Annotated in this window: 14 protein-coding genes; 6 read left to right on the plus strand and 8 right to left on the minus strand. The window is 47.0% G+C overall.

Translation table 11 applies throughout. The features are described from left to right. Positions 1–20: 20 nt before the first annotated feature. Both A4R26_RS19660 and A4R26_RS19665 read right to left on the minus strand, forming a co-directional pair. Positions 21–4967 (minus strand): T9SS type A sorting domain-containing protein, encoded by a 4947-nt coding sequence (locus A4R26_RS19660; protein ID WP_081167008.1) that lies wholly within the window; start codon positions 4965–4967, stop codon positions 21–23. 442 nt (positions 4968–5409) lie between these two features. Further along, positions 5410–6288, minus strand: a complete 879-nt coding sequence (locus A4R26_RS19665) for an AraC family transcriptional regulator (protein ID WP_081167013.1) — start codon at positions 6286–6288, stop codon at positions 5410–5412. 320 nt (positions 6289–6608) lie between these two features. Here A4R26_RS19665 and A4R26_RS19670 point away from each other — a divergent pair, with 320 nt between their 5' ends. The 3 genes from A4R26_RS19670 (at position 6609) to A4R26_RS19680 (ending at position 11944) form a co-directional block, all read left to right on the plus strand. After that, a complete protein-coding gene (locus tag A4R26_RS19670) occupies positions 6609–7529 on the plus strand; it encodes a dihydrodipicolinate synthase family protein (RefSeq protein ID WP_081167016.1) in 921 nt (306 codons plus the stop codon). A gap of 237 nt (positions 7530–7766) precedes the next feature. After that, complete coding sequence (locus tag A4R26_RS19675) at positions 7767–9476, plus strand: DUF885 family protein (protein ID WP_081167019.1); 1710 nt, start codon at positions 7767–7769, stop codon at positions 9474–9476. A gap of 104 nt (positions 9477–9580) precedes the next feature. Then, positions 9581–11944, plus strand: coding sequence for a glycoside hydrolase family 127 protein (locus A4R26_RS19680; RefSeq protein ID WP_081167022.1), 2364 nt, complete (start codon positions 9581–9583; stop codon positions 11942–11944). Between the two features lie 125 nt (positions 11945–12069). Here A4R26_RS19680 and A4R26_RS19685 read toward each other — a convergent pair whose 3' ends face one another. Next, positions 12070–13392, minus strand: coding sequence for a carbohydrate binding domain-containing protein (locus A4R26_RS19685; protein ID WP_081167026.1), 1323 nt, complete (start codon positions 13390–13392; stop codon positions 12070–12072). A gap of 568 nt (positions 13393–13960) precedes the next feature. Here A4R26_RS19685 and A4R26_RS19695 point away from each other — a divergent pair. Beyond that, the gene (locus tag A4R26_RS19695) at positions 13961–14584 is read left to right on the plus strand and encodes an SET domain-containing protein (protein ID WP_081167032.1); all 624 of its coding nucleotides are present in this window, start codon (positions 13961–13963) and stop codon (positions 14582–14584) included. Between the two features lie 167 nt (positions 14585–14751). Here A4R26_RS19695 and A4R26_RS19700 read toward each other — a convergent pair whose 3' ends face one another. From A4R26_RS19700 to A4R26_RS19720, 4 genes are all read right to left on the minus strand, one after another. Next, the gene (locus A4R26_RS19700) at positions 14752–15537 is read right to left on the minus strand and encodes an RMD1 family protein (protein WP_081167035.1); all 786 of its coding nucleotides are present in this window, start codon (positions 15535–15537) and stop codon (positions 14752–14754) included. Positions 15538–16087: 550 nt separating this feature from the next. Further along, positions 16088–16468 carry a VOC family protein gene (locus A4R26_RS19710; protein WP_081167043.1) on the minus strand — a complete coding sequence of 127 codons (381 nt, stop codon included), beginning with the start codon at positions 16466–16468 and terminating at the stop codon, positions 16088–16090. A gap of 14 nt (positions 16469–16482) precedes the next feature. Further along, a complete protein-coding gene (locus A4R26_RS19715; RefSeq protein ID WP_081167048.1) occupies positions 16483–17031 on the minus strand; it encodes a DUF4199 domain-containing protein in 549 nt (182 codons plus the stop codon). Positions 17032–17176: 145 nt separating this feature from the next. Next, positions 17177–17665, minus strand: coding sequence for a helix-turn-helix transcriptional regulator (locus tag A4R26_RS19720; protein ID WP_081167051.1), 489 nt, complete (start codon positions 17663–17665; stop codon positions 17177–17179). A gap of 349 nt (positions 17666–18014) precedes the next feature. On the opposite strand from A4R26_RS19720, the gene A4R26_RS19730 reads away from it, so the two are divergent. Next, a complete protein-coding gene (locus A4R26_RS19730) occupies positions 18015–20789 on the plus strand; it encodes a T9SS type A sorting domain-containing protein (RefSeq protein ID WP_081167058.1) in 2775 nt (924 codons plus the stop codon). 170 nt (positions 20790–20959) lie between these two features. Here the strand turns inward: A4R26_RS19730 and A4R26_RS35875 are convergent, their stop codons facing one another. Beyond that, complete coding sequence (locus A4R26_RS35875; RefSeq protein WP_278248435.1) at positions 20960–21088, minus strand: hypothetical protein; 129 nt, start codon at positions 21086–21088, stop codon at positions 20960–20962. Between the two features lie 757 nt (positions 21089–21845). Here A4R26_RS35875 and A4R26_RS19735 point away from each other — a divergent pair. Further along, positions 21846–25061, plus strand: a complete 3216-nt coding sequence (locus A4R26_RS19735) for a SusC/RagA family TonB-linked outer membrane protein (protein WP_081167062.1) — start codon at positions 21846–21848, stop codon at positions 25059–25061. The last annotated feature ends 3 nt before the right edge of the window (positions 25062–25064 follow it).

The raw sequence follows: 25064 nt of genomic DNA on the forward strand, positions 1-25064 counted from the left end.
TGTATAAACGACACGTTTATTTATTTTACGATCACCAGTTTGCCGGTAAACGATCTGCTGCCGGAGTTGATAATGTAATAATAATTACCTGCGGCTAACTGCGAAGCAGGAACGGCTACCCGGTTCAACCGGTTGGCCATTACATTTCCTTTGAACAATACCTTTTCGCAGGCACCCAGCGCATTGTAAATACTTACAGTGGCATTGGCGCTTTGCGGTGAGGTAAATTCAATGATACCATTTGTGATAACCGGGTTGGGATATGCTTTATAGGTAAAGCTGGTAACGTTTGTACCGGTTACGGTTGGTTCATTGGTTTTTGCTGTGGCAAGGGGTGTTGCTTTACGTGCACCGCAATCGGAGTAATCTGCCGCTACTTCCATAAAGTCGGTAACACTACAGCCGGTAACCAGGTCGGTAACCGTAATGATATACAAACCGGGTATGCCTGTAATGGTGGTTGGCTGATCTGAAATGAAATCATCGCCTAACCACAGGTAACTGGCGTTGGCCGAATTGGAAGTAACTGTTAAAGTAACTTCGGGATTGGCACAGGTTATAGGGCCGCTGTTGCTGAAAGTTATTTCCGGCGGCGCCGTATTTTCAGTTACGATGGTCGATTTGCTGGAGGTACAGCCATTGACAGGGTTGGTAGCTGTGAGTGTATACTGACCACCATGCGTAACAGTTGCCAGTGCAGATGACGCAATGTAGCCATTCGGCCCTTCCCATCTGTAATCTACACCCGATGATGACGAACTGCCTGAAATGGTAACGCTGCTGGTTAAACAGTTTATTATTCCCGAGTTGTTGATTGAGATCTCGCCGGGCGGAGTGGTATTCTCTTCTACGATGGTGCTGGCTGTGGCAGTACAGCCATTGGTTGGGCTGGTTGCCGTGAAAACATACGTGCCGCCTCTTGTGATCGATGCACTTAATGTAGAGGCGCTGAACCCGTTCGGGCCACTCCAGCTGTAGTTGAGATTACCCGAAGAAACCGTTGCCTCAATTGTAATGCCGGGGGTTATACAGGTTATAGTTCCATTGTGCGTAGCTGAAACGGCAGTTGGCGCTATCGTGTCCTGTGATACGCTAACCTGGCTTGTTGATGAGCAGCCATTGGCCGGGTTGGTAACGGTCAATGTATAATTGCCGGGTATAGTTACCGAAGTACTGGGCGTGCTGGCAATAACACCGCCAGCATTGCTCCAGCTATAGCTGACGCCAGGTGTGGTTGAACTGCCTGCCAGCGTTGAACTGGTGGCGATACAGGTTAACTGTAATGGATCAGCAGATGCCGTTACGGCTGGTTTTGTAGTATCCCGGGTTACTGTGGCTGTAGCCGTTGCTGAACAACCACCCAGTGTCACCGTCAATGTATAGCTGCCTGGTGCATTGACTACCGGGTTTTGTACGGTTGACGAATAACCGTTCGGCCCGCTCCAGGTATAAGATGCGCCTGATGCCGCAGAGCTTCCCTGAAGCGTGACCGAATTGTTAATACAGTTAATGGCGCCGCCTGTTGCGTTTGCAGTTACATTGGCAGCGCTTGTTGCTACAACCTGCATGTTGTCGAAGTAATAGAACTCATCATTGCCCGTAGCCCTTGCCCGTACAACGATCTGTAAGCTGTTACCGCTTAAACCGCTGATCGAAACTGGCGTAGGTGTGGTACTGTGGTTATTGATGGTGCCCAGTTTTTCGGCAAACAATACTTCTGTGCCGTTATTGAGCTTATAATAGAACCTGATGTAATCGGCATATTCACCGGTGGTGTTCATTACGGCATCGTTGATAATGGAACTTCTCACCTGGGTTGAAATGGAGATATTTGTTTTGCCGCTGATATCGATAGCGCCGGAAGTCCAAACCCCTTCACCGGTTGTGGTGCTGTTGCTGATCCTGAACTCATTGTTCAAAACCGAGAACAGGGTAGTTGACGGGTTGATGGCGGTTGTCCATGGTGTGGCGCCGGCATCGGATGACGTGCCATTCGCCAGGGTGAAGTCTTCCAGCCAGGCGGTGCCGGTAATGGTGTTGCTGAAGGTAACGACCGCACTGGTATTGCTGGTGCAGCCATTCGCCGGATTGGTTACAGTAAGGTTGTAAGTACCTGCAACAGTAACAACGGGATTTTGCGTTGTAGCCGTAAAGTTGTTCGGGCCTGTCCAGCTGTAAGTAACATTGCTGGTGGAAGAACTTCCTGAAAGGGTAACCGAAGAGCCGCCGCTACAGCTAAGCGATCCGCTTGCGCTGGCGGTGGCGCCGGGCGCTGTTGTGTTCAGTACAACGATAGCCGTATCGATGCCGCTGCAGCCTGTAGCCGGGTTGTGAACCGTTAATGTATAAATACCGCTTGCGGTTACAACGGGGTTTTGGGCTGTAGAAGTAAAGTTGTTCGGCCCTGTCCAGCTATAACTTACGCCACCCGATGCGGCATTCCCTGACAATGTCACCGATGAGCTGGTGCAGGTAATGACGCCGCCGTTTGCTGTAACGCTCTCGCCGGTGATGTCGCTTCCCTCCAGTTTTATATTATCGAAATAATAGCGTTCGGTAGGGTCGCTGTTGCTTGTTTTGATGATCACCTGCAGGGTGCTGCCATTGAGCGCTGCAGAGGTTACGGTAACGGAAGCCGTGCCATTGGTTGTAGTACCTAAGCCGGCAACGTCTTCAAATACCAGGGTTTCTGCACCGCCGTTCAGCTTATAATAAACGCGAATGTAATCGCCATTTTCGAACGCATCGTTAGTGCTTGCTGTTTCACTGCGCAGGTTAACCGAGAACGTTACGCCTGTTTTACCGGCGATATTGATCTCCTGCGAGCTCCATACTCCTTCTGCCTGACCGCTGAATGTGGTCTTGAACTCATTGTTTTGAACCGAGTACGTTCCGCTTCCACTGGTAGTGGCTGTCCATGCTACAGCGCCGGCCCTGGAAGTAGTGCCGTTGCTGAGTCCGGAAAAATCTTCGAGCCAGAAGATGGCAGGGGTAGAACTTGTGCCCGAGGTTACAGATACGGATTGCTGAGTCGTACAGCCGTTGGCCGGGTTGGTTACGGTGGCAACGTACGTACCGGCTGTGCTTACCGTTGGATTTTTTGAGTTGCTTGTGAAATTATTCGGTCCGGTCCAGCTATAGGTAGCATTGGGAACGGTTGAATTTACATTCAGGGTGATGACCGATAAACAGGCCAGGTTGCCGCCGGTAGCAGCTATGTCGGGCGGAGTTTTATTTTCCGGAACGCTAATGGTGCCGGATGCGGTGCAGCCCGAGGAGAACGTTGCGGTCACAATGTATTGTCCGCCCACGTTAACAGCAGGGTTTTGTACTGGAGAGGTGAAACCGTTGGGGCCGGTCCATGACCAGGCGGTTACTGTACCCGTTGCGGTTGCCGACAATTGCGCCGCTGCCGTACAGGTTACGATGCCGGTAACAGCTGGCGTAATGGTGGTAGTGCCGGCGTTGCTTCCCGTTAATTTTATGTTGTCGAAGAAATAGCGTTCTGAAGGGTCGGAATTGCTGGTTTTGATGATCACCTGCAGCGTGCTTCCATTAAATGTGGATGAGTTGAAGGTGGTGGAACTGGTGGTATTGGTGGTAGAACCGAGGCCTGCCAGATCTTCAAACGCCAGCGTTTCTGCGCCGCCATTTAATTTGTAATACACCCGTATGTAATCACCGGTTTCAAATGCGTCGCTGGATGTAGCTACTTCACTGCGCAGGTCAACCGAAAAGCTGACATTGGTTTTTGATGAAATATCAATAACCTGCGAGGTCCAGGTGCCAACGCCCTGGCCGCCGCTAAAGGAAGCCTTATACTCGCTGTTCTGTATCGAATAAGTGCCGGAACCGGGGGCTGATGTGGTCCAGGCGGTAGTGCCTGCATCGGAAGTAGTGCCGTTGCTTAAACCGGTAAAGTCTTCCAGCCAGAAGGTAGTAACGGCGCTTGCAGAAACGGTTACCGATTGCTGGGCGCTGCAGCCATTGGCCGGATTGGTAACAGTGACCGTATAGGTGCCTGCCGCACAAACCGTGGGGTTTTGGGAAGTGGAGGTAAAGCTATTGGGACCGCTCCAGCTATAGGTAGCGCCGCTTACATTCGAGGTGGCGCTGATGGTTACACACGATCCGCAGGCGAGTCCGCCGCCTGTAGCTGTGATCACAGGGGCTGTTTTATTTTCGGTTACGGTAACGCTTGCCGAACCGGTACCGGTGCTGTTGGTAGCTACTACGGTGTAGGTGCCGGCGGCGGTTATAACGGGGTTTTGCGCCGTAGAAGTATACCCGTTCGGACCGGTCCAGCTCCAGGTGGTAGTACCTGAACCGGTGGCGGTTGCCGATAAACCCAGCGATGGGCTGGCGCAGGTTAATATGCCGCCATTGGCGGCAGCGGCAGTTACGGTAATGCCCGAAGTAACCGTACAGGGGCCTTTTTCCTTGAACATCCTGTACTCTTCTATATAGTACTTCGATGTTTGCGAACCGCCGTTATTATAGTTGTAAAGCCTTACTACCAGCTGTACATTATTGCCGGTAAGCACCGGTGAAATGAAATCAATTGTGCCGAAATTGCCGGTGCGTTGATCGAGCAGGATTTCAGCCCCGCCATTGATCTTATAATAGATCCGCACATACTCCGAGCTGTTCATGTCACCTTCGGAGGAAACCTTAACAGCCACCTGAAATTCGGAGTAACCGGGGTTACTGAAAACCCGGGAATACCAGATGCCTTCGCCACCCAGTTCCTGGGCGTGCAGGCGGTTCGATTTTACGGCAAAGTAACCGGTAGAGGCAACATTCGAACTGTTGAGGTACCAGCCTGTTGCTGAAGGATCTGACGTAGTACCATTTGCCAGGGGAAAACGCGCGTTTACGATCGGACAATCCGGGCTGGCAGACAGGTAATTGCTAAGGAAAAAAAAGAACAACAAAAGAGAGAACGGTTTAGGTATTCGTTTTTGCATATATAGGGTATTTGTTCGTTTATACGATCAAGAGCATGGCATGGCTGTTCCTGCCTGTAAGGCAGGAAAAACTATTGTCACCAGGTTATGTTAATGGGGGGCCATATGTGCTGCCTGGTTATGGCGAATAATGAGGGCTTATTATTAATATACGAGCACGTAGGAAAAGGTAAAAGGGTTTAGTGCTGACTTATATGCAGGTGGTTACAGGCGGTCAAATTAATAACAAAGTTTTCGGGAATTCACATTTATTTTCAACTTATCCTTTAGGTGGTGCCAATCAGTCTTTGATAGGTTACAATTAAATACAAGATGAAAGAAATTGTATTGTGTTTTAAATGAGATCAGAAAGCCTTTATATATGTGTTGTGCATAATAAGACTTTCTGACCAGTAGTGACGAATGTATGGTTGGGCTCTTATAAAATGGGAATTGTTATGCTTCAATTCACTTTCTGCATGTATTCGGTAAGGAACTTCTTGGGCGGTTGTCCGGTTATTTTTTTGAACACCCGGTTAAAGGTAACGGCATTGTTAAAACCGCTTTGATAGGCGACGGCGGCCAGGCTGTCGAAATTTTCGCCAACGATTTTTTTACATGCTTCATTGATGCGCACCTCGTTTAGAAAAGCCACATACGTTTTTAAAGTATGCTTTTTAAAATACCGGCAGAAAGCCTGTGGGGTCAGGTGCGCCACATCGGCAATTTGTTTCAGGGTAATGTTCTCGGTATAATGCGCCATGGTATATTGATAAATATCATTCATGCGCAATCCTTCCGATTCGGTAATAGAACTTTCTGTATGTGTATTGGAAAGCGATTTGTATTGTTTAAGCCTGCTGAGGGTTTGCAGTAGCTGAATAAAGAATGCCAGCCTGATACCGTTCCTGGCTTCTTTGATCAGGACCATCTTTTTCATGATATCTTTCTGGTGCGAGGCGGGAACCTGTAATCCTTTGCGGGTAAGCTCCATGAACTTTTTGACGTTATTCATTTCCGGCAGTTCCATGATCTTCCCAAACGGGCCGCGCAGGTCAACGAATAAGGTAAGCGCATGAATGTCTTTCTCGCTGTTCTTTTCAAAATAATCAGGATCGCTTTTGAACAGGTGCGGCTGGTTGGCGCCGAGGATATAAATATCACCCGATTGAAAACGCTGCATGCAGGTGCCGGCGATCAGCGTGCCTTCTCCTTTGATTATCCAGGTAATTTGTGTTTCGTTATGACGGTGCAGGTGATTGTAGAAATGTGGTAACTTATCCTCCTGTACCATGATCGAATGTTCCTGGGAAACCGGTATGGTGAATTGAACGACTTTCATGTGCAGTGGTTTGGTTGGTTTTACCAATATTACCAATTTTTTCCCATAAGCCGGTGCAAGAGGTTAATATTGGTAAAGAAATGATTAAAAAGGCACAAGGCACAAGGCACAAGGCACAAGGCAGAAGGCGGAAGGCAGAAGGCGCAAGGCGGAAGGCAGAAGGCGGAAGGCAGAAGGCACAAGGCACAAGGCGGAAGGCAAGAATATTTTGAGTTCATTCACCCTTGACCATTGACCTTGTTAATTTTGGTAACAAACTGATTAAAACAGGCTACGCACCAGTAACTGCTTCATAATACCTTTATTAAAAATTAATACGAATGAGTATATCATGGAAAGGTATTTTTCCTGCCTTCACAACCAAGTTTACAGCCGATGATACCCTCGATCTGGCCCTGTTTGAAAAAGGATTGCAGGCTCAACTGGATGCGGGTGTAGATGGGATTGTACTCGGAGGCAGCCTCGGGGAAGCCAGCACCCTCACTACTGAAGAAAAAGAAACGCTGGTAAAGCTTGCCATCGATATTGCCGGCCCTGTTCCGGTAGTATTGAACATTGCGGAAGGCGCCACGAAGGAAGCCATTAAACAGGCCGCCCTGGGTAAAAGCTGGGGGGTAAAAGGGTTGATGTTATTGCCGCCTATGCGATACAAAACAGATGACCGCGAAACGCTCACCTTCTTCAGGGCGGTAGCGCAGTCGACCGATCTGCCGATCATGATCTATAACAATCCCGTAGACTATAAAATAGAAGTTACGCTCGATATTTTTGAGCAGCTGCAGGAGTTTGATAACATTCAGGCCGTAAAGGAATCAACCCGCGATGTATCGAACGTAACGCGGATGATCAACTACTTTGGCGATCGCTATAAGATCCTTTGCGGGGTTGACACGCTGGCCATGGAAGAATTGCTGATGGGCGCCGATGGCTGGGTGGGCGGCCTGGTAACTGCATTCCCACGGGAAACAGTAGCCGTTTACCGGTTGATCAAAGCCGGGCTCATCGACGATGCCCGCGCTATATACCGCTGGTTCCTGCCGTTGCTTGAACTGGATATTCATCCCAAACTGGTACAATATATAAAACTGGCCGAAGCGCAGGTGGGACTGGGGTCGGAATATGTACGCGCACCCCGGTTAACGCTGATAGGCGAAGAGAGAGAGCGGGTGCTGAAGATTATTAATGATGGAATTTCGTCCAGACCTGAGCTGCCTGAATACATGAAGATGGAGGTTAGTTGACGGGTTGACGAGTTGACGAGTTAACGGGTTGACGAGTTGACGGGTTAACGGGTTGACGAGTTAACGGGTTGACGGGTTGACGAGTTGACGAGTTAACGGGTTGACGAGTTGACGGGTTAATGAATGGAAAAGCAAGTGGAGGTAGTAGTTGGTTCGATATTCGGGAATCTTTTCACGTATCACGATTGCCGTTTCACGTTTCACGATTGCCGTTTCACGTTCCAAAACAAAATTATTATGAGAAAAATACCAATACTTATCCTTTGCATGGTTCTTGAGGCCATGCGGTCCAACGCTCAATCGCCGCTCTACCAGCAAACAAGCGAGGTAAATAACCTGATGGCCCGGTATGAAGCCGACCGCGGCAGCATACACCGGTTCTATTTTGTAGAGAATAGCCCGGAGCGGCGCAACAGGCTGATGACCCTTGTTTCGGATTACCTGAAACAGGTGCAGCAGTTGAAGTATGAAGATCTTCCCGCCGGAAGCAGGGTCGATTATGTGCTGTTCAAAAGAAACCTCGATGAGCAACAGCGGGTACTGAACGTGGAGAAAAAAGAATACGAACAACTCAATACCTGGTTCCCGTTTGCAGCTACCATTTATGAAATGGAAAAATACCGCCGCCGCGGTCCCCAGCCAGATGCGCAGCAGTGGGCGGCCCAAATGAAAGAGATCACGATCTCCATTGGAAAGTTGTCCAAATCGCTGGAAAAAGATTCTGCCATAACCATAAACCTTATCCGCCGGGCGCAGGGTGTTGTAAAGGGGTTTCAGACGGCACTGAAAAGTGTGAACGATTTTTATTCAGGGTATGATCCCGCCTATACCTGGTGGCTGCCCGACCCTTTTAAGAAACTCGATACCGCCATTGCCGCCTATGCACAACTCTGGCAGCAAAAAGCAAAATCGGCGCCGGGTGGTAAAGACGATGGCAGCGGTATTATTGGTTACCCCATCGGGAAAGAAGAGATCATTCGCCAACTGCAACTGGAGTTCATTCCCTATACACCCGAAGAACTGATAGATATCGCCAACAAAGAGTTTGCCTGGTGCGATGCGGAAATGCTGAAGGCAACACAGGAAATGGGATTGGGAAAAGACTGGAAAGCAGCCCTCGAGAAAGTAAAGAATACCTATGTGGCGCCGGGAAAACAACCGGGGGCTATCATGAAGTTATACGACGAGTCTGTTGCATTTTTAAAAAAGAATAACCTGCTCACGATTCCGCCCATGGCCGAAGAAACCTGGCGCATGATCATGATGACGCCCGAGCGGCAGCTGGTAAATCCTTTCTTCACCGGTGGCGAAGTGTTAAGCATCTCGTATCCCACCAATACGATGGAAGAAGATGATAAAATGATGAGCATGCGTGGAAACAACCCGCATTTCTCCCGCGCAACCGTACATCATGAATTAATTGCAGGCCACCATTTGCAGGGGTTCATGAACAACCGGTATAAAGTATATCGCAATTTCGATACGCCTTTCTGGATAGAAGGCTGGGCGCTGTACTGGGAAATGTTATTGTGGGACCTGAAATTCCCCCAATCTCCTGAAGACAGGGTGGGGATGTTGTTCTGGCGTATGCACCGTTGTGCGCGGATCATTTTTTCACTGAATTATCACCTGGGAAAATGGACGCCGCAACAATGCATCGATTTTCTGGTTGACCGGGTGGGCCATGAACGCGCCAATGCCGAAGGAGAAGTGCGCCGTTCATTTGTGGGTGGGTACAGTCCGCTTTACCAACTGGCGTACATGATCGGCGGTCTGCAATTCTATACAATGAAAAAAGAACTGGTAGATAGCGGTAAAATGACGTATGCACAATACCATGATGCAGTACTGCACGAAAATTCAATGCCTGTTTCAATGGTAAGGGCCATCATTACGAACCAGCGGATTGCAAAAGATTATAAAGCGGAATGGAAGTTTTACAGGTGAGACGAGTTGTTCAGTTATTGAGTTATTCAGTTGGAAGATTAACTCAATGACCCCGATAACTCAATAACTTAAAAACTGAATAACCAAAACCTTTCCTTTAAATAATGAGAAAGTATCTATTTATATCGACACTGCTTTTATTGCTAAGTGATAGCATTTTGGGACAGTCATATGTGCCCGAAAAGCATCAGCCCAAAATGAAAGTGAAGCCGGTGGTGCCGGTGAAGGCGTATAGTTTTCACCTGCAGGATGTGCAGCTGCTCGATGGCCCGTTTAAAACAGCGATGGAAGCCGATGTGCGGTACCTGCGGTTGATTGAGCCCGATCGCCTGCTGGCCGATTTTCGCGAGCACGCGGGTGTAAAGGCAAAAGGCGCCCGCTATGGCGGTTGGGAAAACTCGGGGCTTGCAGGCCATAGCCTTGGCCACTATTTATCGGCCTGCGCCATGCACTATGCCGTTACAAAGGATAAAACATTTCTCGATAAAGTAAATTATATAGTCACCGAACTGGCCGAAGTACAACCCAAACGCAATGGGTATGTAGGCGCTATTCCCAAAGAAGACAGTGTTTGGGCCGAAGTGGAGAAAGGAAACATCCGCTCCCGCGGGTTCGACCTCAACGGCGCCTGGTCGCCCTGGTACACAGTGCACAAAATTATGGCGGGATTGCTCGATGCCTATCTGTACTGCGATAACAAACAGGCATTGGCGGTAGAAAAAGGTATGGCCGACTGGACGGCCCACATCATTCGCAACCTGCCCGACAGCTCTTTGCAACGCATGCTGTTTTGCGAATACGGCGGAATGAACGATGTGCTGGTGAACACTTTTGCGCTGACCGGCGAGAAGAAATACCTCGATCTCTCTTATAAATTCCACGATACACGCATCCTCGATTCGCTTGCCATGCAAAAAGATATTTTGCCCGGCAAACATTCCAATACCCAAATTCCCAAGGTTATCGGCTGCATTCGCCGTTACCAGCTCACCGCAGCCGGGAAAGACAAAACCATTGCCGATTTCTTCTGGAAAACGGTGGTTGAAGATCATACCTACGCCCCGGGCGGCAACAGCAATTATGAATACCTGGGTCCGGCCCGCAAACTGAATGAAACGCTCACCGATAACACCATGGAAACCTGCAATACCTATAATATGCTAAAGCTGACACGGCATATGTTCGCTTTGCAGCCTTCCGCCAACCTGATGGATTATTACGAGCGCGCCCTGTACAATCATATCCTTTCTTCCCAAAACCATGGCAATGGCATGATGTGCTACTTTGTACCGCTACGGATGGGAACGCAAAAAGAATTCAGCGACTCGTTCAATACGTTTACCTGTTGTGTGGGTTCGGGAATGGAGAACCATGTAAAGTATGGCGAAAGCATTTATTTTCAGGGGGCGGATGGCAGCCTGTATGTAAACCTGTTCATTGCTTCGAAATTGAACTGGAAAGAAAAAGGCGTAGTGATAGAACAGCAAACACAATTGCCGGAAAGTAACTGGGTACGGTTTGCAATTAAAGCGGCAAGACCGGTTTCGTTTCCTTTACGTATCAGAAACCCATACTGGGCAAAACAAAAAGTGCTGGTAACTGTGAACGGAAAAGAGCAAACGAATATACAACCCGGGGCCAATGGGTATTTCACCATTACCCGTACCTGGAAAACCGGTGATGCGGTAATATTTAAACCAGATCTGCAATTATATACGCAGCCGATGCCCGATAATCCCAACCGCGTGGCGGTGTTTTACGGTCCGCTGGTGCTGGCCGGGGTATTCGGCAACAGGGAACCCGACCCGGTTACCGGTATTCCGGTACTGGTGTCATCGGAAACAGCACCGGCCAAATGGTTAAAGGCTGATAGCAAACAGCCGCTGGTTTTTCATTCTGTAAATACCGGGCAACCGCAGGAGGTGACGCTGATCCCCTTCAACCAGGTGCAAAAAGAATTTTATAGCGTGTACTGGGACCTGTTTACGCCGCAGGGCTGGGCCGAACAACAAAAAGTGTATGAAGCGGAACGCAAAAGACGGCACGAAATAGAAGTAAAAACGGTTGACCTGTTACGGCTGGGTGAAATGCAGCCGGAGCGCGATCATGATTTTGCCGGGGAGAAAGTGAATACCGGGGAAGAGCATACCAAAAAATTCAGGATAGCATACCCGGGTGGTTATTTCTCGTTCAACATGAAGGTGGATGCGGAAAAAGCCAATAGTTTGTTATGTACCTACTGGGGCATGGATAACCGCGGCAGAACGTTCGACATCCTCGTGAACGATGTAAAGATCGCCACGGAAGACCTGAATAAATACAAGGCCAGTAAATTCTATGAAATATCATATCCCATTCCTGCCGGTATTACCAGGGGAAAAGACAAAGTGAAGGTGACCTTTATGCCCGCCGCAAATAATATGGCAGGGCCTTTATATGGCGAAGTGCGTGTGATGAGGAGAGAGTAAGTTGTTCAGTTATTCAGTTATTCAGTTAGTGAGTTTATGGGTTGAAATGAAAGTCCGGAAACAAGGGCCGCCGCTACTTTGTTTCCGGACTTTATTATTTTCAAACTGAATAACTGACGTTTTAATTAAATTTTCTGGAATTTTTTTACCGCAGTAACCCCGGTACCAGCGATCTGTAATTTTAGAATGTAAGCGCCGGCTGCCAGGTGCGATACATTCAGCGACCTGTTATTCAAACCGGTTGATAACACTTCCTTCTGGCTGATAACCGGCTGGCCGGCCATATTAAATACCTGTACGGTAGCGGTGGCCTGCACTTCATTCGCAATCACATACTGAATGGTTGTGACAGCCTGTGCCGGGTATATGGTCATTTCCCTGCTGCTGCCTGCGTTTTTCAGCGTAATAACTGCTGAATAAATAAATGTTCCGTTAAGGTCAACCTGTTTCAGCCGATAGTAGCTGGAGGAGTTGTTATTGATCTCACTGAAGGAATAATTGTTTGCACTGTTGCTGCCAGCCTGTACACGGCCAACTGAATCGAAATTGCGGCCATTTATCGAACGCTCTATTATAAAATAGCTATTGTTCACTTCATTAGTGGTAGACCAGCTAAGCGCCGCTTTGTTATCTTTTATTACACCGGTGAAGCTGGTAAACGTTACCGGTAACGCACCGGCAACTGAAATGTTCTTCGTTAATGTGGCAACCACGCAGCTTGAATTACTGATAACAACCGACATTATTTTGTTTCCCGCGGAAGTCCATTTTGTAGAAGGAGTTGCCGAAGTTGAGGTGGCTGTGCTGGCATCGGCGCCCATGCTCCAGTTGTAGGTGATGCCTGATGAAGGACCGTTGCTTACAGAATAATTATAGGTAGCGTTTAAAACTGCGCTTGAAGCACCATTGATAGCCATATCGGTTTGAGGATGCAGTTCTATATCATCGAGCAGAACCCCAAAAGTGCCGCTGTTGTTGTTATCCTTTATATGAATGTTTATGGTTTTATCGCTGCTGTTGGCCGGTACGGTGAATGTATATGACTGGGTGGTCCAGTTAAAGGTTGTATTATTAAAGCCCTTCGCCTGGTTTAAATAGTTTGTATTCGAATTGTTGCCTCTTACTTTTATTGAGATGCTGGCTGTAGAGGGTGTGTTGGCATCAGCCCTTCTTGTTGCCCTGAAAGTTAACTGGTAAGTAAAGCCGGGCATGATGCATACATTTTGATCGAGACATGTTTCTCCATCTATTTCAGTAACGTAGTTCGACGCATTGGGGCCGCCATATACCGGTTCGGGATGAATTTCAACTATACAACCACCGTTCCAGCCCGTAGCGCCATTGCTGAAATTAGAGTTGGTGATGAGGTTTTGAGCCGGCGAGTAAAGTGACAGGAGGATGCTCGTTATAATTAAAGCGACGGTTGCAAGGGTACTGTTTTGTTTCATATACTACACAAAACCATCCAGGTGCCAAAATGTAAGTGGTTTACAATTAATATATTATAGCGTTGTGCCAAATGAGCGTTTTCCCGGCATGGGATTTTATTCCCTGATTGTTTGTGCGGGAAAACGGGTGATAGGAGAAGTGTGTAAGGAACGGTAAGTGTAAATTTGTACCGTAACTGATGGGGTAAAGACCGGCTTTCCATCGTTTATGGTCTGCCGGATAATAAGGTGATTCGAATTTACATGTAAGCCGCGAAAATCCATTCCGGGAACGTTGCCGGAAAAAATGCGGCCGTTTTTTATCGTTGGCGTGAAAAAAAATCTAGTGCATGCGGCTGAACTTTTGCATGGGATTGGTGGTAATATACCTGTTCGGCTAGAGTGGCATGTAAAAAATATAACTTTAGTTCTTATCTTCGACGCCTGTTTAACCATAGATTTCGGTTATTGGCGAACGGAATATTATTATCGTACTTGGCACAATAAACTAATAAAGAGTACGGTTAATGGCCTGTTGGTTTTGATATATTGTAAAAGTATCTTTTTAAACTACTTATTTATTTATTGAATGGCATTCCTGGAGAAACAGTTGTACGTTAAAACTTCTACCTTACCCAACGCTGGAAAAGGATTATTTACCAAAAAATTCATCCCTAAAGGAACCCGCATTGTAGAGTATAAAGGCAAAACAAGGACCTGGAAAGAAGTGCAGAAAGACGAAGATGAAAGCCCTTATATTTATTACGTTAAGCGCAATTTTGTTATCGATGCATTGAACGATAAAAAGGCCCTGGCCCGCTATGCCAACGATGCGAGAGGCTTATTCAGGGTAAAAGAGTTAAACAACAATGCCGAGTATGTAGAAGAAGGCGTGCGTGTGTTTATTGAAGCCACCAAAGATATTCCGGCCGGTGGTGAGATCTTCGTAGGCTACGGCCCTGAATACTGGCAGGTGATCCGTCATAATATGCGGATCGATGAAAGAGAGAAAAAGAAACTGCTGGCGAACGGCGAAAAAGTAAACGGAGCAGTCGCCAATGGCAAAAAAGTGAATGGCAAAGCTGCCAATGGGAAAAAGGTAAATGGCAAAGTTACCAATGGCAGCAAGGTTAACGGCAAAGCCGCCAACGGCAAGAAAGTAAACGGGAAAGTTGTAAAAAAGCAGGTCAGGAATAAGAAAGTGGCAGCATAGGTCAATATGCTGATGTGCTAATGAGCGAATGAAATACAGCTTTAAGTAATTATATAGAGTGTCACGCTTTCATAGCGTGACATTCCTTTTTTGGATACCCGGTAAGCGGCAAATGGTACACGGCACAACCTGTAACCTGTAACGCAGCCATATTTCAAACAAACACTCTACTTCATAAGCTTCTCAATAAACAGGTTCACTACCTCCACAAGGATCAGGATGATAATGATCCATTCCAGCACAATGCTGTTCCGGTATTGAAGCAGGTCTTTAAACAGGTCGAGATTTTCTTTAACGATCTCCAGGCCTTCACGAATGGTTCTGAAGCGGGCCTGAAGGTCGAAAGTTTTTTTCAGGCCGATATCGAGCCGGTTCAATTCTTCATCTTCCCAGGTTTCTTCAGGCGAATCGAAAATATACAGATTAGCCTCGATGCGGTTTTTGAGGTTCAGCGTACGGCCGATATATTTTTTCAGATTGGTGCCCGAAAGATCGAGCCTTCCTTTGCGTTCCAGTTGCAGGGTATGGTGCGTGGTTTCTTCCAGCAGCAGGTTGGTTTGCTGGCTGTAATGATCCAATGCAACCGATTGCGAAACATTGAGCATAATGAGTCGCAGGCTATCGGTGGTAGCCCCTTCAATTTCGATCTTATTATAGCCTAATCTATTGCGGCCTGCGTTTATTCCAATATCAAACTCATCGCTGATGTGCTGATCGAGCGGGTTTTTGCAATACGGTGTAATAGCCTGGATAAATGCCATGGTCTCCACCTCATTGTATCCTAACAAGCTAACAATGCCATACTTGAAGATGTAAGCAAACTTTTGTGTGTGCGATTTAACCCGGTAAAACAATTCATCAGAATCCCCATGCAGCAACTCGGCCTTGAATACAGTTTTAAACTCTTTAATATCAATGCTGTCGGCTATTTGTAGTGATAAAACTTTCAACATATGCATCCTTTTTAACCATTAATCTCCTGACTGTACTTAAAGTTACGAAACGCTGCATGCAAAACGCCTGACGCAAAACGCAAATTGCAAAACAGCATATGCAATGCGCTTATAGCTAATGCCTTAAAGTTTTCATTTGTTACAACAGCGGGGGCAATGAGCAGTAAAGAAGTACGGGTTTACGACCGTACTGAATAAAGTGTTTTCCCGAAGCTTAAAGTTTCTTACATGGCCGATGGGGTGGTAGTTGGGTATGGCCGGCAGAAAAAAGTGAACCTGGCTGGCGTTGCGGGCACCGTGAATGTTGATGAAAAGATCGCCACCCGTTCGGTGCCGAAGGTATCCGCCGGTTTAAGTGGTCTGGTGCCCGGCCTTGCCGCTGACAAAGCTCAAGGTATAGCCGGAAGAAATAGCGCCGCTTGCTTGTTCGTGGGTTGGGTACCGTTAATAACAGCGGCCTGCCCGTTGTGGTCGGCGGCATGGATAGTAGAATACAATTATATTGGGGCCGCTGCCGGCAGGCAGCGGCCCCAACTATTTTTTCCTGGCTTTACGCTAACTGTAGTAATTGTATCAGGTTGCCGCAGGTGTCATCAAAAGTTGCTTCAATTCCCCAGTCTGTTTGCGTAGGTTCTTTTTTGAACACGAGGCCTTTTCCTTTCAGCCTTTCATACTCTTCCTCCATATTCTCCACGCTAAAAATGATCACCGGGATGTTTGCCTCGTACAGTGCTTTCTGGTAGTTGGAAGCGATGGGGTTTTCGTTTGGTTCCAGCAACAGGCCGGTTCCATTGGGCTCTTCAGGAGAGGCTACAATAGCCAGGTAACCTTCCGGTAAATAATACCGTTGCACAAAACCCAATACTTCCGTGTAAAACTTAAATGCCTTGAAGGTGTCTTCTACGTAAATACTCGTTAGTCTGATTTTCATACCATCTGATTTTTTCAGGAAGCCATAGCGGTTGCCAGTCTTCCGGTTTTTGATTTCCGTTTTAGTATCAGCGCACAAATCAGGGAAACGATAAGGCCAATTGGTAATACTTCCACATATGTGGCCAGCACTACATAGAATGGGTTGCTATAGATCTTTTTATAGGTATCGACCAGTTCATTGGTCTTTTCCATTTTTACCTGGTTATCGCCGGCGCCTTTTGCCTCGGTGATCAAATGGGTGCAGTATTTATCCATCCAGTCGGGCAGGAAAACATAATATTCAATTACCCATACCAGCACATAAAAAGTGGAGGCTACAAGCGTGATCAATAAGCCTATCTTAAACGCTTTGCCGAAGGTGATGGTGCCATTATTGAACTTATCGCGATAATTTTTAATACCTATATAAATAAAGGATGCAGCAATCAGCATGCCCGCATAGCCTACTACTTCATTGCTTTTAAAGTTGGCGTTGTAATAACAGTTCACTGAAGAGTAGATCATAAATGCGGTTACGATTAAACCATACAACAGTCCGAATACAAGAACATTTTTTTTCATTGTTTTGCTTTTGATGAGTAATATAACCGGCCTGGTACCGGCAGCCGGCTACGCCACAAAAATGGAGGGCAAAACGGAAATCACGTTCATACTTTCGGGTGATTTTGTCGTAAACCCCGATTTTTATACTAAAGAGTGACTGGTTTTAAGGAATGAGGTTCAATCGTTTAGCTTTTTCGATGGCTTGCGTGCGGCGTTTGACGTCGAGCTTTTCAAAAATGCGGCTCGAATGTGTTTTTATGGTATTCAGCGAAACAAACAGGCGGGCGGCGATCTCCTGGTTGCTTAATCCTTCGGCGATCAGTTGCAGCACTTCGAGTTCTCTTTTACTTAAACCCGGATTAACCAGCGCTTCTTCACTGGCGATTACGCCATTCCCGTTTGCGGCAGCAACGGGTGTTATATATACTTCCTTTTCCACCACCACCGTCTTAACTTTGGGGCGGGCCAGTTTCAGTGCCAGCCAGATCCCCAGTCCGGTAAAAATAATGGCAATGGCGCCTACATAAATTTCGAGGGCATGATCGATGATTACAAATCGGAATTGAAGCCATTTCAATAGAAATAACAGGATGGCCATACATGCGCCATACAGGATCGGTTGTTTATATTTTACCATTCGCTTTAAGATCATGATCCCGATATTATATTTAAACGGTATTATAAAAATACACTATTTTATAAACCTCCCAACTTACCCGGTCTGGCCGGCAAAAGCGGTAATCTGTATATGGATAACAAGTTTTGAGTTTAATTCCGCTGCTAAAAAAACTGAGCGGGATGAATGCAATTGGCCGGCGCCGGTGCACTGGCTTATCTTGTTAACTGTACATAAGTTGTAATTATTTGATATGACGTGCGGCATCTTACCATGTACGGTCATTTTTTTATGATGTACATATTACTATTATATTTCTATAAGTATGTTACCAATAAACCATATGGGTGCCCGTTAAAGGCAACGTAACACCTAACCCTATTGTATGCGCTATTTTGTACCCGTTATATACATGGGGCTGTCTCTGCTGATTTCCCATGTTGTTTTAGCCCAATGTCCTTCAGTTACTCCCTTATCCATAACTGGTATAACCACTACAGAAAGCAGGTGCCAGGCCTCAGGCACTGCCGAAGTTCAGCTCAGCGGCGGTACCGCGCCTTTTGTTTACAGTATTATATCCGGGCCTGTTCAGTTTCCCGGCCAGTCTTCCAATCAGTTTCAATCGCTACCACCGGGTAACTATACCGCCCGGGTGGTTGATAATTGCAATACAACGTTTACTGCCAATTTCACCATTGCCGGTTCATATACCGTACCGCAGCCATTTTCTATACTAACGCCGCCCAGGTGTCCCGGCGCCAGTGATGGCAGTATTACTGTGAATATTACAAATGGCCGTTCTCCATATACCTATGCACTTATAAGTCCATCGCCTGTAATCAGGCCTTCACAAACAAGCAACCAGTTCACCGGTTTAGCCGGTGGTTCGTATACATATGAGGTAACTGATTCGTGTGGTAATTTTCAAACAAGAACGGTTACGTTACCCGATGGAAATGATGGGGCATTTTTGATTGACCGTGGTAGCCTGCATTATATAGATTGTGATTCTTTTTATTTGCCCTATAGAATTTATGCGGTTAATCCCAGCCACATCAGGGCGCCATATACCATGACCTTAACCTTGCCCGATGGAACTACAAAAACGCATGTGATCACCAATACGCAATATATTGACGGGTATATTATCCGCGATACCTTTCATTTCAGGTACCATCACCAGCATGGGGCGTTGGACAACATTCCCATCAATGCGGTGAATAGCTGTGGCGCTTCTGCAATAAGTTATGGTTATATGAATGTACTGGATATGTGGCCTAACAGGTATACTTCCGGCACCTGCAACAGAAACCTCCGCTATGCGTTTGATCCTGCATCTGACAATGGGCCCGGTTCGTTTTTCGTATACCGTTGTAATACCGTTCAATACTCGTTGTACAGCCCGGCCGGTATATTGCTGGCTTCACAAACCAATAATTCTTCTTTTTCAGGCCACCCGCCCGGCATTGGTTATAAAGTGGTGCGTGAAGACTGCTGCGGAAAAGACAGTATTACCTTTAACTGGGAAGAAAGGCCGCTGCTGAATATATACTCCGTTTCCATTAACCCCGCCGATGTATGTAAGGAAGGAGCAGCCGGTATAGATATACTTATTAACAATTTAACTCTCGGGGATATCATCGTTGCAAGTGGTCCGCCGTCGATTACGTTCCCTGATGGAACCGTACATAATTATATTTATCCCGATACCATGCGAAATATGCCCTTCGGCTCAACAGGCGTAAGGATCAATTATTTTGGAGCAGGCACTTACACTATCTATGCCGTAGACACCTGCGGTGAAAGGGATACGGCTACGTTTACGATAACGCCTGCCCAGTTACGTCATTCATCATTTACTGCCAACCTTATAAAAGGTTGTATTAATGATAACAGGATCGTCTTTAATGCCGGTTCTAATGGAGCCCAATACGACGCCACTATTAATATAAACGGCCAGCTGTTCTATACGTCCTCATATCCTGCCATAGATTCAGCTGTGAATATACCGGCAGGCACCTATTCGGCCATGTATGCATACAGGGCACGCATTGCGCCCTGGTCGTTTTTAACGGGTATGAGCGGCTATGCCTGTGATACCATTCAATATGAGATAGTAGTGCCGCCTTACGCACAACCTGCATTTGTCATGGCCCCGGCTGTAGCCGTTTGTGGAAGCAATCGTTTCGTTGCCCTGTTGCCCGATAGCACTACGGGCGTATTTCCTTACAGGTACCGGTACAATACCGGCGCTACAACTTCACCTTTGCAAACAGGCAATGTATTCTCCGGTTTGTCGGCCGGTTTGTATAATTTTTTGATTGCCGATGGTTGTGGAAACAGTTTTTCAAACAGTGTTGCTATTGATACACTGGCGCTGCCGGCGGTAAGCGTTACCGGCGCCGCCTGCCTTGGCAGCAGTACAACCCTTACGTTGCCCGCCAATCCATATTATACATATAACTGGCAACACCCCGATGGAAGTACAACCGCCGGTAATACGCTAACAATGGATCCGGTAACAACAACCCATCTTGGAAATTATCAGGTCTCTGTAACCAGTAATGTGAACGGATGTACCGATCATTCATCCGGCGCCTTACAGGTAAACGACTGCATGGTCGTTCTTCCGCTAAAACTCATCTATTTCACAGGTGATCGCCTGCACAATAACATTGTACTTAAATGGAAGACCGCTGAAGAGGCAAATACCAGCCATTTTGATGTAGAACGAAGTACCGATGGCGTTCATTTTACCACTATACAACAGGTGAAAGCTTCCGGTACATTAACCGGAAATTATTCAGCAACTGATAACCAGCCATTAGCCGGTAAATTATTTTATCGACTTAAAATGGTGGACAAAGATGGAAAATTTACAAACAGTAGCATCATTACAATAAACAGTGATGGGAATGGCTTTTCTGTAACACCGCAACTGATCACTAATAACTGTGAGATTAAGCTTACTTACGCTGCCGCCGAACAACCCGCGACTATTCAGATAGCGGGTATTGATGGAAGGCTGTGGTTGACCCAAGCGGTTGCCAAAGGCAGCGTTCAAACCACTATTCCAACTAATGGCCTGGCAACCGGGAGTTATCTGGTGATCTTTATAAATAATGGTAAACGTACTGCTGTAAGGGTGGTGAAGTTATAGCTTGCGCAGAATGCGGAACGCTGAATGCGGAACGCCAAACGCCAAACGCTGAACGCGGAACGCAAAATGCTCCGGGCTAAGCGTACACCCCAAGTAGGCAAAGGAGGTTGGCGTAAAAGTACCGGAAACATTACGCATTGCTAATTACTCAAACAATGCGCGCACGGCGATCAGTACGCCAGCTTTTCGCTATTCACCTGTTCCATGAGTGGGTGTTCATTGTCTTCCAAAATAATACTCCAGGCAAACCTGATGAAAACCGCCGCGGCGACCGTAAAGGCGATGCAGACAGGTTTCATACATAACTCAGGTAGCATTAGCCGGAATGAGATCACAAGTTAAATTGAAAAAAACGCTGATTGAACGGAGGCTTCATTCCGTGTAACCCAAAGTACAGCATGTTAAATGAAAGTTTGTTCGTTTGCTGCCAGGAAGTTTTTGTAAAAAGTTCATTTCGTTTAACGCCAAACACTTTTTATATATAAAAGTGACCATCTCTTCTAAAAAAAGTGTTTTTGTAAATAACATGTCCATCCCCTTTAACGAAAACAGGGTTTAATAAATAAAATGATCAGTTAATTATTGAAAATGGCTGTTTGAACGAAATACTTCTGGAGTAAAAATTAAATCTCAACCTAATCTGTTTTATTAATTTTTTGAATGCCAGTGGTTTAAACATATTGATGCCCGCCCGTTCGCTGCTGCTCCGGCGCTTTCTCTTAAAATAAATTTGGATTAGAATAGATAATCCCTAGTTTTGGTTAACCAATTATTGGTTAACCAATTTGGTTGATAAGGTTACAAATTATAAACGATTGCATAAACCACTGCCAATGATGCTTCCCCTAAACAGAACAATAAGAGGCTGTTTATCAATGCCTTTTACCCTGGTTTCGGCCTTTTTGCCCGGTGCTTTTAAGGTTGACGGCACAAACCGGCCTTACCACCGGCCCCTTTACCCTGAACCCGTCCCCTTTTTTCACCCTGATTCCGGGTTTGCCACCCGCCTCCTCCCCATTGCCAATTGATTTTAACAGCTAACGATAAACTGCTTATATGAAAAAAAATTTGGGAATCCTGATCGTGTGTCTGCTGTTGAGCGTGGTAGCGCTGGCGCAGAAAACCATCGGGGGCAAAATTACAGATGCCAAATCGGGCATACCCCTGGCGGCCGCATCGGTGACGGTGGTTGGCGCCAAAAGCGGTACGGGTGTGAGTACCGATGAAAAGGGCAACTTCAGCATTAAGGTCAACAGCGCAAAAGCCAAACTGATGATCAGTGCGGTTGGTTATAAATCACAGATCATAGAGCTGAATGGTAAAACCAGCCTGGCAATTCAGCTTGAAGTAATGGCTGCCGTACTCGATGATATTGTAGTGATCGGTTATGGCCAGCAACGCAAGTCGCACCTTACGGGCGCCGTTTCAAAAGTAAAGAACGAGAACCTCGATGAAATTCCAACCTCAGGGCTCGATAAAACGCTGATCGGAAAAATTGCCGGTGTTACCGTGCAGAATACCAGTTCGGAGGTAGCATCGAACCCGCGTATACGTGTACGCGGATTAAGTTCCATCAGCGCCAGTGCCGATCCGCTGGTGGTGGTAGATGGTCATCCCGTGCCCGATGGATTGTCGATGGTAAATGCATTTGACGTAGAGTCGGTGGAAGTGCTGAAAGATGCCGCCTCGGCCGCCATTTATGGTTCGCGCGGGGCCAATGGCGTTATTATCATCACCACTAAAAGCGGTAAAACCAATAAACCGAAGTATGCGGTTAAAGCTTATTATGGTCAGAAAGGACCGTACAAGCTGCATCCCATCATGAGCACCAGTGAGTATACGCAGAAGATGTATAATGAAGCGGCCATGCGGGCAAAAGACCCCACGGTAACGACAGATAAACAAAACCTCATTACGCCGCAGGAGAAAGCGCGGTACCTGGTCGAAAGCGTATTGCGCAGTGGCGATGGTACCAACTGGCAGGAAGAGGCATTGCAAAGCGCTTCTATTTACAATGTACAAATGGGTGTTTCGGGCGGCAAAGACCTGCGGTATTATGTGTCGGGCAATTACCAGAGCGATGAAGGCATTATGGGCCACAGCGGGTTGAACCGGATGAACTTCAAAACAAAACTCGATGGAGCGCTAAGTAAGAAAGTGAAATTCAGTGTGAACTTCAACCCCTCTTACTCGCGGGCGCAATCGCCACCGGTAAATTTCACCGATTATTATCGTTTTTATTCAGGCCTGCCGGTACATCATACAGCCGCTACGGCAGCTTTTGTAAAACAGAATCCGCAATGGGCAAACCTGCAACCCGGCGATTGGGCGCAGGCCGGGCATTTCAGCAATCTCGTTTACCAGGGATATATGCCCGACGGTACTTATTATAACAGCGGCGCCGATGCCAGTGTAAACGATGGAAAAGTGATCCCCTTCAGCAGCAGCAATAACACGCCGAAATCGGTAGCAGAGCGCCAAAGTAATTTTACCGATAACTATCGCGCATTGACCGGCGCCGATATCACCATTGACCTGTACAAAGGGTTAACACTGAAAACACAGGGCAGCGCTTATTTCAATTATGTAGAAACAAATAGCTTCTCGAAGCGCAATGCAAAGGCCGACGGCGATGTGAACAGAGGCGTTAATTATTCAAAGAAATTTATTGATCTGTTATGGGAGAACACCCTTAACTATACCACCAGCATCCGCAACAAACATAATATTTCCGGGTTGTTAGGTTTTACGGCGCAAAAGACCAGCATCGATGAAAGCCAGATCACAGGACTGAACCTGCCCGGCGACGACATTCAAACCCTGAACCTCGCTTCATCCATCGACCTCTCGGGTACGTATACTAAAAAAACGCCGATCGGTTTGCTTTCCTACCTGGGCAGAATTACCTATGATTATGAAGGGAAGTATTTGTTCACGGCCAGTTTGCGTACAGATGGCAGCGGTTATTTTCCCGAGGGACAAAAATACGGCTGGTTCCCGGCGGTATCGGCCGGCTGGCGTATCAGCAGCGAGCCGTTTATGGAAGACATCCGTTGGTTGAGCAACCTGAAGGTACGGAGCAGCTACGGCGCAACCGGTAATAATAAAATAGAACCGTTCTCTTACCTCGAACTGCTGAATATCGCAAATTACGCTTTTGGCGCCGGTACGGGAACGCTCGGCAGCGGGCTGGCAGCCAACAATGATGTGTTGCCCAATATTCTTACCTGGGAACGTACCTTCCAGTACGATGCGGGTATCGATGTGGGTTTGTTTGGCGACCGGATTACCATGAGCCTTGAATATTACAATGGCGTTACCGACAGGTTATTATATAAACAGGCGGCGATGTCGTTCTCTGGCAGCAATCAATACTGGAACAATATTGGTAAAGTGCGCAACCAGGGTTTGGAGCTCGAATTGTCGTCAGTGAATGTGCGCAAAAAGAACTGGCAATGGTCAACAATGCTGAACGTTTCGGGTAACCGCAACAGGCTGTTGCAAATGGGCGGCGAGCCATTTCAATATAACTACGGTGAAAGAAACGAGATCTATGCATCGATCGTAGGCCGGCCATCGGTGCAGTTCTTTGGGTATAAAACCGATGGCGTTTGGACATCTGATCAGGCGATTGCCGATGCCAAAGCGGCGGGTTATTCCAGCGCCATGTCGAAATACTTTGTGGCCGGCGGGTTGAAGTTTGTAGATGTTACCGGCGACAAGATCATCGATGAAGCCGACCGCACCGTGCTGGGCAAACCATTTCCCGATTTTACCTGGGGTATTACCAATACCGTTAAATACAAATCGTTCGATGTCACGTTTGTGATCCAGGGAGTTCAGGGCGCCAGCGTATTGAATGGCGATGCCTATTACAACGAATCGAAATGGTACAATAAAAATTACAATACCGGTGGCCGGTGGGTGAGTGCAGCTTTTCCCGGCGATGGCAAAACGCCGTATGCTTCCAACGGCAGCGACTGGATGCTGACCGATCATGTAATAGAGAATGGGTCCTATGCCGCCCTGCGCAGTTGTGTGCTGGGGTATTCATTACCGGCCAAACAGGTAAAACGCATGAAGCTGAACGGCATCAGAATGTATGCTGCGGGTGAGAACCTGTTTTACATTATGTCGAAGAACTACCGCGGAATCAATCCTGAAGCAAGAACAACTTCAGGCGCCTACGCTTCGCCGCTGATCGACGGTTATCAGCGCGGTGGTTTTCCGATCGGAAGAACTGTTACGATGGGGATCGATATTAATTTTTAACGC

It is taken from the genome of Niastella populi (genome assembly GCF_002078015.1).
Taxonomy (GTDB): domain Bacteria; phylum Bacteroidota; class Bacteroidia; order Chitinophagales; family Chitinophagaceae; genus Niastella; species Niastella populi.